This is a genomic window from Saccharopolyspora terrae, assembly GCF_004348435.1.
GTDB lineage: Bacteria > Actinomycetota > Actinomycetes > Mycobacteriales > Pseudonocardiaceae > Saccharopolyspora > Saccharopolyspora endophytica.
In genome coordinates this window covers 1-9,737 of the sequence record NZ_SMKS01000114.1, presented here as the reverse complement: position 1 = coordinate 9,737, position 9,737 = coordinate 1, and the positions used below count along the sequence as shown (strand labels likewise).

At 71.6% G+C, this 9,737-nt stretch carries 11 protein-coding genes; 6 read left to right on the top strand and 5 right to left on the bottom strand.

What is annotated here, in order from left to right; genetic code table 11:
* The coding region (locus tag E1181_RS30400; RefSeq protein ID WP_235877165.1) for an ABATE domain-containing protein at positions 1-276 on the bottom strand (276 nt) is incomplete at its 3' end.
* 92 nt (positions 277-368) lie between these two features.
* On the opposite strand from E1181_RS30400, the gene E1181_RS30395 reads away from it, so the two are divergent.
* Positions 369-1,148, top strand: coding sequence for an MBL fold metallo-hydrolase (locus E1181_RS30395; protein ID WP_132679848.1), 780 nt, complete (start codon positions 369-371; stop codon positions 1,146-1,148).
* A 136-nt stretch (positions 1,149-1,284) separates the two neighbouring features.
* Positions 1,285-2,574 carry an MFS transporter gene (locus tag E1181_RS30390; protein WP_132679847.1) on the top strand — a complete coding sequence of 430 codons (1,290 nt, stop codon included), beginning with the start codon at positions 1,285-1,287 and terminating at the stop codon, positions 2,572-2,574.
* A gap of 47 nt (positions 2,575-2,621) precedes the next feature.
* Here E1181_RS30390 and E1181_RS30385 read toward each other — a convergent pair whose 3' ends face one another.
* A complete protein-coding gene (locus tag E1181_RS30385; protein WP_328590919.1) occupies positions 2,622-3,344 on the bottom strand; it encodes a M24 family metallopeptidase in 723 nt (240 codons plus the stop codon).
* Between the two features lie 170 nt (positions 3,345-3,514).
* Here E1181_RS30385 and E1181_RS31640 point away from each other — a divergent pair, with 170 nt between their 5' ends.
* Together E1181_RS31640 and E1181_RS30375 are read left to right on the top strand one after the other, a co-directional pair.
* The gene (locus E1181_RS31640; RefSeq protein ID WP_165944795.1) at positions 3,515-4,000 is read left to right on the top strand and encodes a hypothetical protein; all 486 of its coding nucleotides are present in this window, start codon (positions 3,515-3,517) and stop codon (positions 3,998-4,000) included.
* A complete protein-coding gene (locus E1181_RS30375; RefSeq protein ID WP_132679846.1) occupies positions 3,994-4,602 on the top strand; it encodes a hypothetical protein in 609 nt (202 codons plus the stop codon). Before E1181_RS31640 ends, E1181_RS30375 begins: the two co-directional genes overlap by 7 nt.
* 31 nt (positions 4,603-4,633) lie before the next feature.
* Here the strand turns inward: E1181_RS30375 and E1181_RS30370 are convergent, their stop codons facing one another.
* Positions 4,634-5,395, bottom strand: a complete 762-nt coding sequence (locus E1181_RS30370) for an AraC family transcriptional regulator (protein WP_132679845.1) — start codon at positions 5,393-5,395, stop codon at positions 4,634-4,636.
* A 36-nt stretch (positions 5,396-5,431) separates the two neighbouring features.
* On the opposite strand from E1181_RS30370, the gene E1181_RS30365 reads away from it, so the two are divergent.
* Entirely contained in the window at positions 5,432-6,601 is a 1,170-nt protein-coding gene (locus E1181_RS30365) for an MFS transporter (protein WP_235877164.1), read from the top strand.
* On the opposite strand, the gene E1181_RS30360 is transcribed toward E1181_RS30365, so the two are convergent.
* Both E1181_RS30360 and E1181_RS30355 read right to left on the bottom strand, forming a co-directional pair.
* Positions 6,598-7,275 carry a histidine phosphatase family protein gene (locus E1181_RS30360; RefSeq protein ID WP_132679844.1) on the bottom strand — a complete coding sequence of 226 codons (678 nt, stop codon included), beginning with the start codon at positions 7,273-7,275 and terminating at the stop codon, positions 6,598-6,600. The two genes, E1181_RS30365 and E1181_RS30360, sit on opposite strands and share 4 nt — an antisense overlap.
* A gap of 114 nt (positions 7,276-7,389) precedes the next feature.
* Positions 7,390-8,202 (bottom strand): undecaprenyl-diphosphate phosphatase, encoded by an 813-nt coding sequence (locus tag E1181_RS30355; RefSeq protein ID WP_408010981.1) that lies wholly within the window; start codon positions 8,200-8,202, stop codon positions 7,390-7,392.
* A 280-nt stretch (positions 8,203-8,482) separates the two neighbouring features.
* Here E1181_RS30355 and E1181_RS30350 point away from each other — a divergent pair, with 280 nt between their 5' ends.
* Positions 8,483-9,454, top strand: coding sequence for an aldo/keto reductase (locus tag E1181_RS30350; RefSeq protein WP_132679843.1), 972 nt, complete (start codon positions 8,483-8,485; stop codon positions 9,452-9,454).
* Positions 9,455-9,737: the final 283 nt, after the last annotated feature.

Below are 9,737 nucleotides of genomic sequence, written 5' to 3'. Positions count from 1 at the left end.
GGCGGGGAGCCCGGCGGTGCGGGAGGCGAGCAGGGCCCTGATCTGTTCGCGCAGCGAGCGCAGCTGCGCGGCGCACATCTCCCGCATGTCGATGTCGACCGGGGCGAGGCCGTGTTCGGTCAGCCAGTGGTTCGTCTGCGCAGGGGTCCCGAGGAGGTCGGCCGTGTGCCCGCCCGGCAGTGCGATGGCGCTGTTGGCCAGGGCGAGGGCGGGGTACTGCTCCTCGCCCGGAGCGGGCGGCAAGGCGGGACCTTCTGTCATCAGCGTCTCTCCCATGGTTCTCATGGTACGGATTGCGTCCATCCGTGAGAATGGGCTAGCGTCGGTTCACGGATAAACCGCTCAACAACCGTGAGGTTTTTGTTTTCGTGTCTTCTGCCCCCACCTCCACCGACCAGTTCACCGTGCGCGCCTTCGGCGGGCCGACCGCCCTGTTCGAGTACGGCGGCCTGCGGTTCGTGACCGACCCGACCTTCGACGAGCCCGGCGACTACGGCGCGCCCGCCGCGGTGTTGACCAAGACCGCGCCCGCCGCCGGGGTTCCGGCTGACCTCGGCCGCATCGACGTGGTGCTGCTCTCCCACGACGAGCACGCCGACAACCTCGACAACTCCGGCCGAGCCCTGCTCGCGGACGTCCCGCTCACGCTGACCACCCCTGGTGGCGGGCAGCGTCTCGGCGGGACCGCCCGGGGTCTGGCTGACTGGGAATCGGTCCAGCTGGACCGGCCCGGCGGCGGCACGGTCACGGTGACCGGTGTGCCCGCCATCCACGGCCCCGGCAGCCGCGAAGACATCGAGCCGATCAGTGGTGAGGTCGTGGGCTTCGTTCTGACCGGCGACGGCCTGCCCGCGGTCTACGTCAGCGGCGACAACGCCTCGCTCGAGGCCGTCGAACGGATCGCCGAGCGGTTCGGGCCGATCGACACCGCCATCCTCTTCGCCGGCGCTCCCCGCTTCCCCCACCTCTTCGACGGCGAGCCGATCGTCCTGGACAGCGCCCAAACCGCTGAGGCCGCCTCGATTCTCCGCGCTCGGCGGGTGGTTCCGGTCCACTTCGAGGGCTGGGCCCACTTCACCGAGGGCCGCGAGGATCTCGTGTCCGCCTTCGCCGCCGCGGGCCTGTCCGACCGTTTGCAGTGGAGCTGAGCGGACCGCCGCTCCCGCGCATGCGGTGCCCGGTGTCCCCGCCGAGCACCGCATGCCCGCCGCCCGAGGCCCACATCCTCGACACCGCGTTCCGAACCCGGCGCGGCCCCGACGCCCTGCCTGCAACGGAGGAGCAATGCCCCGCCACGCACACGCCCCTGCCACCGCCCTCGCTGACCAGGGCACCGCACCGGAGACCGGCACCCCGGTGAGAACGACGCAACGGCGCATCCTGACGGTGCTGCTGGTCTCCCAGATCCTCAGCGGTGTCGGACTCGCCGCCGGCGTCACCGTCGCTTCCCTGCTGCTGCAGGACATGCTCGAGATCACCGCGCTGGCCGGTCTGGGCATCGCCCTGCTCACCGCCGGGTCCGCAGTCGCGGCCGTGGCCGTGGGCCGCGTCTCCCAGGCCCGCGGTCGGCGCCTGGGGCTGGCTGGTGGCTACCTCGTCGGCGCCCTCGGTGGTGCAGGCGTCGTCGCCGCGGCCGCGCTCGACAACCCGGCCCTGCTGTTCCTCTCCCTGTTCTTCTACGGCGCCGGCACCGCCGTGAACCTCCAGGCCCGCTACGCCGGGACCGACCTGGCCGCGCCGACCCACCGCGCCCGCGCCGTCTCCACGGTCCTGGTCGCCACCACCGTCGGCGGAGTCCTCGGCCCCAACTTCGCCGCCCCCACCGGCGGCCTCGCCGTCGCCCTCGGCCTGCCCCGCCTGAGCGGCCTCTTCCTCCTGTCCAGCACGGCGTTCGCGCTCGCAGCTCTCGTCCTGATCCTCTGGCTGCGCCCCGACCCGCTGCTGCTCGCCCGCTCCCTACCCGCCGAAGAGCACCCGGGCCGCGACCCCACTGCGTCCCCGCCCGCGCCGCGCCGCCAACGCCGGGCCCGAGGTCTGTCGCTGGGTGTGCTGGTCCTGGTCCTCAGCCAACTCGTCATGGTCGCCGTCATGACGATGACCCCCGTCCACATGCACGCGCACGGCCTCGGCGCAGCGGCCTCCGGTCTCGTCATCGCTGTCCACGTCGGGGCCATGTTCCTGCCTTCGCCCCTGACCGGACTGCTCGTCGACCGCTGCGGTCCCCTCACCGTCGTCACCGCGGCCACCACCACGCTCGTGGTCGCAGGCGTCCTCGCGGCCACCGCGCCGGGTGACTCCGTCGCACTGCTGACCCTCGCGCTCATCCTGCTCGGGCTGGGATGGAACTTCGGTCTGGTCAGCGGCACCGCGCTCGCCACCGACGCCATCCCGCTGGACACCCGAGCCAAGACCCAGGGCCTCATCGACGTCGCCATCGCCATCGCGGGCGCCACCGGCGGCCTGGCCTCGGGAATGGTCGTCGCCGCAGCCGGTTACCCCGTCCTCGCCCTCACCGGAGCCGCCCTCGCCATCGCGCTCCTGCCGGCCATCATCGCCACCGCCTACCAGCGCTGACCGCGCACCGGCGCAGCCCTGTCCCTCGACGATGCGCCGCCTCAAGTTCAGGTGGTGAGGACTCGGGGGCCGGTGTCGGTGATGGCGAGGGTGTGGCCGGTGTGGGCTGCGCGGCTCTCATCACCGGTGCGCAGCACGTCGCCGTCGGGGTCGAGGTGATCGTGGCCGCCTGCGGTGAAGATCGGTTCGACGCTGAACACCAGGCCGGGGCGCAGCGGGATGCCTCGGGCCGGGTGTCCGTCGTTGGGCACGGCCGGGTCCTGGCGGGCCTGCCTTCCCACGCCGTGCCCGCCCACGGGCGGGATGCCGTAGCCGGCGCTGCGCCCGACCAGCCCGATCGCCCTGCACACCTCGCCCAGCCGGGAGCCGGGGCGTGCCGCGGCGATGCCGTCGGCCAGCGCCTGACCGGTGGCCTGGATCAGCGACCGGTCACCCGGGCTGCCGGGGCCGACGGTGCTGCTCGTGGCGGCGCGGGCGTGCCACCCGCGCAGGTCCAGCGCGGCGGCCACGCTGAGCACATCGCCCTCGGCCAGCACACGCCCGTCGGGTGCGCCGCCGGTGATCTCGTCGTTGACCGACGTGGAGATCACCCGCCCGCCGACCGGCCGCGCACCGGCTTCGGCAGCGACGTCGCGGGCGATCTCGTCGAGCTCCCCCAGCGACACTCCCGCCGCGACGTGGGAGTGCACCGCGGTCAGCAGCGCGGCCACGACCGCCCCGGTTTCGGCCAGCGCGTCGATCTCGCCCCGACTGCGCAGTTCGATCACCATGCACCGATGATGCACCCCGGCACCGACGCTCCCGCCACAGTGGACGTGACGCTGCGTGTCGGATCGTGCGTTGTCCGTCAGCGCCAACGCTTTTCGCCCCGACCTTCGAGACGCAGTTCACAGGGGTCGCGTAAGGTGCCCGGGACCCCGCAAGAAGGAGACGCCAGCACGTGCGTGCCCAACACCCCGAGTTACTGCGCCGCCTGTGGTGGACCAGCCCCCTGGTGGTGCGCCTGGTGCCCGCATTGGCCCTGATCACGGTCACAGGGGCCGGTGTGGTGGCCAACCTGCCCGCCACCGGCGAACCCCCGCGCGCCCAGCAGCCGCCGCAGCAGGTCACGCACCTGGCCCCGACCACCACACCTGCGCCGCCACCGGCGACCACGGCGGCACCCACCACCAGCCAGCCGCCGACCACGACGAGCACGACCACCACGCGCAGCAGCACCCGCACCTCGACGACCAGCGCGCCACCGCCGCCGCGCACCACCACACCGACCCCCACGACCACGACCAGTCCGCCACCGACGCAACGCCCGCCCGAGGTCGCCGAAGGCCAGCCCTGCGACGAACCCGGCGACGTGGGACGCGGTGACAACGGCGACCGGTACGTGTGCGACTACGACGACGGCACCTGGAGGTGGCGCGAATGGTGAACCCCGACCACACCCGTCACCAGCCGCCCCTGTCCGATCGCGAAACGCTCGTGCGCGGCGAACTCACCCCGATCCGCGATGAGGCGCTCTACGGGCACGAAACCCTCGCCAAGATCACCACCGAGCACCTCCAGCACCGCGGCGTCGGCGAAGACCTCGACTTCCCCGATCAGGCCCCGCCGACACCACCCCGGGGCACCCAGGCCGACGGCACGATCCGCACCACCGGCTGGTTGCAGATCGGGCCGCTGGCCCTGTCCTCGGGTCTGTGGGCCGGGCTGACCGGGCTGGCCGCCGGGCTGGCCCTGACCTGGTTGTGGGTGTGGCTGCCGCTGGTGCTGGCCGTGGCCGGTGTGCTGGTCTGGTGGGTGTTCACCCGCAGGTTGCGTCCGGCCTCGCGCGCCACCAACGTCAACCGGCTTCCCGCGGCGAACCTGCGCCCGGGACTGCCGGTGCGGCTCTACGGCCCGATCGGGCCGGTGGGCATCGTCGAGACCATCACCGGCACCGACGACGAGCACATCACGGTGACCTTCACCAGCGGCCACCAGCGCACCCTGCCGGCACGCGCCCGCCTGCACCTGGTCGAGATCCTCGACTGACCAGCCGTTCTCGGCGGTCCGCGCACGTCGGCTAGCCGCCCGGTGCTCCCGGTTCGCCGGGGCCGGCGCCGGGCGTGTGGCCGAAGGCGCGGCGGAACACCTCGATGAAGGTGCTGGCCGACGACCAGCCGCAGCGGTGCGCCACGGCGGTGACGGCGACGTCCTCGGCCAGCAGGATCAGCGCGTGGTGCAGCCGGATCTGGGTGCGCCACTGGTGGTAGGTCAGGCCGAGCTCGGCGCGCAGTCGGCGCGACAGCGTGCGGGAGCTGGCACCGATCTGCCGCCCGATGTCCTCCAGCGTTCGGTTGTCGGCGGGGTCGGCGCGCAGGATCGCGTGCAGTTCCCGCAGCAGCGGGCTCGACGGCGCGGGCAGGTGCAGGGGCTGCTCGGGTGAGATCGCCAGCTGGTCGAGCAGGACCGCCCGCAGCCGCAGGCGGGCTGCGCTGCGGTCGGCGGGCGCGCGCGTGTGGGCGATGATGAGCTCGCGCAGCAGTGGGCTGACCGCGAGCACGGCCGGTTCGGCCAGCTCCAGCGGGTTCTCCTCGGCGGGCAGGCCGACCAGGTGCAGGTCGAGTTCGCCGTGGGCTTGGTGCTGGTGCACGGTGCCGGCCGGGATCCAGATCGCGCGGGTGGCCGGGGCGACCCAGGAGCCGCCGTCGGTGCTCACCGCGATCGTGCCCCGGCTGGCGTAGGCGATCTGGTGATCGTCGTGGCGGTGGGCGTCGATCTCACCGCCGGACGCCAGCCGCTGGGTGCGCGTCGGCGCGACCGGGGTGTGGCGGATTTCCTGCATCACCGGGCACTCTATCGACAGCGCGACACCGGTGGGGTGGCCAAGCATGGACGGGTGCGCAGCAACCCCGCCCTCGTCCTGCTTGCCCTCGGCCACGCCTGCGTCGACCTCTACCAAGGAGCCGTCGCCGCGCTGATCCCCTTCTTCGTGGCCGAACGCCACTACAGCCTGGCCGTGGCCTCAGGCCTCGTGCTGGCCGCCTCGCTGCTGTCGTCGATCACCCAACCGCTCTTCGGCGCCCTCACCGACAGGTGGCCGATGCCGTGGCTGCTGCCGGCCAGCACCCTGGTGGGCGGGGCGGGCATCGCGCTGAGCGGGCTGAGCGGCTCCTACCCGCTGACCTTGGCGTTCGTGGCACTGTCCGGGATCGGTGTGGCCGCCTACCACCCCGAATCCGCCCGCGCGGCCCGGATCGCCAGCCGGGGCAGTCACACCGCGATGAGCTGGTTCTCCCTCGGCGGCAACATCGGCTTCGCCCTCGCCCCGATCGCGGTGGCGCTGGCGATCGGCCACGGTTCGCTGCGGGCCACACCGGTGCTGGTGCTGCCCGCGCTGGCCGGAGCCGCCCTGTGCGTACCGGTCCTGCGCATGATCGGCGACCACCGCGCAACCACCGCCGCGGCACCGGCACGAGGGGGCGACGACGTGGCGTCGTTCGTGAAGCTGTCGCTGGCGGTCATCGCCCGCTCCACCGTCTTCATCGGCCTGAGCACGTTCATCGCCGTGCACGCCCAGCAGCGCGTACCCGGCGTGCCCACCGCCGGAACCCTCGCCCTGTTCCTGCTGTTCCTCGGCGGTGCCGTGGGCTCGGTGCTGGGCGGTCGCCTGGCCCAGCGCTACGACCGCGTCCGCGTGTCGCGCTGGTCCTACCTGAGCTCGGTCGTCGCGGTCGCCGGGGTCATCCACGTGCCCGGACCGGCGATGCTGCTGTTCGTCGCGCTCACCTCGGCCGGGCTCTACGTGCCCTTCTCCCTGCAGGTCACCCTCGGGCAGGACTACCTGCCCTCCCGCGCCGGCACCGCCAGCGGCGTCACCCTCGGTCTCACCGTCAGCGTCGGCGGCCTCATCAGCCCCCTGCTGGGACGCCTGGCCGACACCACCTCGCTGCCCACGGCCCTGACCCCGCTGATCCTCATGCCGCTGGTGAGCTGGCTCGTCTTCCGCGTCCTGCCCGAACCAGCGATCCCAGCGCGGAGCGAGAGCTAGGAGCGCTCGCCGGTGCTGCCGCCGACCACGGCGTCCGAGGACGAGGACTCCTCCGGCGGCAGCAGCCCGGAGACATCACCACCGGTGTCGTTGATCTTGAGCACGAACGGGCGGGTCTCGGTGTAGCGCACCACGCTCACCGAGCACGGGTCGACCACGATCCGCTGGAAGGAATCCAGGTGCAGGCCCAGCGCGTCGGCCAGCACGGACTTGATCACATCACCGTGGCTGCACAACAACCACACCTCGTCGGCACCGACCTGCCGGTCGTGCTCGCGCACCGCCGCAACGGCCCGAGACTGCACCTGCGCCAGGCCCTCACCACCGGGGAACACCGCCGCGGACGGGTGCTGCTGCACCACCTTCCACAGCTCCTGCCCGGTCAGCTCCTTGATCTTGCGGCCGGTCCAGTCGCCGTAGTCGACCTCGGCCAGCCGCTCCTCGACCACCGGCTCGATCTCGCGCTGCCGCACCAGCCCGGCTACCGTCTCCTGGCAGCGCTGCAGCGGGGACACCACCACCCGGCTCAGCGGCACGCCCTCCAGCCTCGCGGGCAGACCCGCGGCCTGACCGCTGCCCGTCTCGTCAAGACCGACACCGGGCGTGCGCCCGGCCAGAACACCGGAACCATTGGCCGCCGAACGGGCGTGCCGAAGCAGGATGAGAGTCGCCACGTCCGCCGAGGGTAGGCCTCGCCGCGCACCCCACCACCCCCAGGGCCCGCACGGAACAAAAAGTCGGGGCGGCCCGACCGGACCGCCCCGACTTCGTTGTGCGACGTCACCGCCTCACGGCTGGATCACGCCGAAGCCCAGCAGCGCGAACACCGCCGCACCCAGCGCGATCCGGTACCAGACGAACAGGTAGACGCTGTGCTTCTCCACGAAGCGCAACAACCACGCGATCACCGCGTACCCGATCACCCCGGCCACCACCGTGGCCACGATCATCTGCGCCGCCGACGGCTGCAACCCGTACGGGCTGGGCTCGAACACGTGCGAGACCTCCGACAACCCCGCGGCGAACACCGCCGGAATCGCCAGCAGGAACGAGAACCGCACCGCCGTCGCCCGCGTCAGACCCAGCGCCAGACCCGCGGTGATCGTCCCGCCGGAACGCGACACACCCGGGATCAACGCCATCGCCTGAGCGAAACCCATCAGCACACCATCGCTGAGCCGCAACCGCGCCTGCTCGCGCAACTGCTTGCCGTACCGCTCGGCCAACCCCATCAGCACACCGAAGATCACCAACGTCGCCGCGGTGATCCACAGGCTGCGCAGCGTCGAGCGGATGTAGTCCTGGAAGAAGAAGCCCAGGACACCGATCGGCAGGCTGCCCACGATCACGTACCAGGCCAGCTTGTAGTCCTGCGTGGCGCGCACCTGGGCGTTGAACAGCCCGCGGAACCACACGGCGACCAGCCGGACGATGTCACCGATGAAGTAGATGACCACCGCCAGTTCGGTGCCGATCTGCGTCACCGCGGTGAACGAAGCACCCGCGTCTTCGCCGAAGAACAACTTCGACACGATCGACAGATGCCCGGACGAGGAAATCGGCAGGAACTCGGTGAGCCCCTGGACCACGGCCAGCACCATGGCCTGCAACCACGACACGAAACCCACTCCACACGATCGAAAAGGGAACACCGGGCCGCACCCGAAACTTCCGGCCCGGTCCCCAGATCTTCCAGCATCACCCAGTACCGACCTCCCCCACCCTTGATCACCCCATCAGGGCAGGTCAGCCACCGAACCGTCACCCACCGCAGCCAACCACGCGACACACCACCCACGGTGTGATCCACAACACTCACAACCGGACCCGCCGAGCCGACCTCACCAGCCACACCCCCCGCACCCAATACCCTGCAACACCGTGGAACAGCGACAACTCGGCCACAGCGGCCTCCGCGTCTCCCGACTCGCCCTCGGCACCATGACCTGGGGCCTAGACGTCACCGCCGACGACGCAGCCGAACAGCTGACCACCTTCCACGACGCAGGCGGCACCCTCATCGACACCGCCGACGTCTACCAAGACGGCCACGCCGAAGAAATCCTCGGCGACCTGCTCACCCACCACATCCCCCGCGACGAGATCATCCTCGCCACCAAAGCCGCCGCCCGCCGCAAACCCGGCCCCTTCGGCGGCGGCGCCTCCCGCGGCGCACTCCTGGCAGCCCTCGACGAATCACTCCGCCGCCTGGGCACCGACCACATCGACCTCTGGCAACTCCAAGCCTGGGACCCCAGCGTCCCCCTCGACGAAACCCTCGCCGCCCTCGACACCGCCGTCACCACCGGCCGCGTCCGCTACACCGGCATCGCCAACTACACCGGCTGGCAAACCGCCACCGCCGCCGCACACCAGAACCACCACCCCACCCGCACACCCCTCATCTCCACCCAAGTCGAATACTCCCTGCTCGAACGCGGCATCGAACGCGAAGTCGTCCCCGCCACCGCACACCACGGACTCGGCATCCTCGCCTGGGCACCCCTCGGCCGCGGCGTCCTCACCGGCAAATACCGCAACGCCACCCCACCCGACTCCCGCGGAGCCACCACCCACCTCGCCGGCTACGTCGACCACCACCGCACCGAACGCGCAGCCCGCATCGTCCAAGCACTGCTCACCGCAGCCGAAGGACTCAACACCACACCCGCCCACGTCGCCCTCGCCTGGGTCCGCGACCGCCCCGGCATCACCGCACCCATCCTCGGCGCCCGCACCACACCCCAACTCAAAACCGCCCTCACCACCGAAGACCTCACCCTCCCCCCAGCCATCCGCGCCGCCCTCGACGACATCAGCGCACCCCAGCACACCTACCCCGAAACCCAATAGCACTTCCCGCCACACCCACGACGTGCCAAGCTGATGGGTCACCACCCACAAGGGGGCCACCCTGCACCCCCCATCCCCCGATCAGGGATGCTGGAGGCAGCAGCAACCACCCAGCGGAAGCGGCAACACCGCAGGGCAGCACCACCTCAGGAGGACCTCGTTGCGTCGTCTGGTCATCACCTGCCTCACCCTCACCCTCCTCACCGGGTGCGGCATGGACGACAGCACAGACCCCCTCCAGGTCACCGACACCCTCACCGCCGCCACACCCGCCACATCACCC